Origin of the sequence: Tritonibacter sp. SIMBA_163 (genome assembly GCF_046535935.1) — a bacterium.
GTDB classification, from domain to species: Bacteria; Pseudomonadota; Alphaproteobacteria; order Rhodobacterales; family Rhodobacteraceae; genus Epibacterium; species Epibacterium scottomollicae.
In genome coordinates this window covers 1-396 of the sequence record NZ_JAWJBP010000152.1, presented here as the reverse complement: position 1 = coordinate 396, position 396 = coordinate 1, and the positions used below count along the sequence as shown (strand labels likewise).

The window sequence follows — 396 nt, the reverse complement described above, 5'->3', positions numbered from 1 at the left end:
CTATGATATTGCCGGGAAAGGGATTGCGGATGTGGGAGCTACGCGCGAAGCGATCCTGCTTGCCGCACGGATGGCGAAAAGAGCCAAAGCGCTTTCGAGTGCTGCCTGATTGCTGACATTTTGATGCTATCGGCATGGGGGGAGGCCCATGCCGCTTAACTGGGAGGATAGACCATGAAGAAGTCTTTGCGCATTGCATGCCTCGCTGCAGGGGCGGCGGTAGTTGCCTCGTCTGTGCACGCATTCGAGCCGACGCGTCCTGTGGAATTTGTCGTAACCGCCGGACCGGGCGGGGGAACTGATATTTTCGCGCGCACAATCCAGTCGATCATCGGCAAGTATGACCTGATGAGCGCGCCAATCGTTGTCACGAACAAGGGGAGTGCGGGCGGAGCA

General features: G+C 58.3%; 1 pseudogene. It reads left to right on the top strand.

Annotated features, from left to right (window positions below):
• Positions 1-174: 174 nt before the first annotated feature.
• Positions 175-396: pseudogene (locus R0J92_RS21860) on the top strand (tripartite tricarboxylate transporter substrate binding protein); the annotation flags it as partial.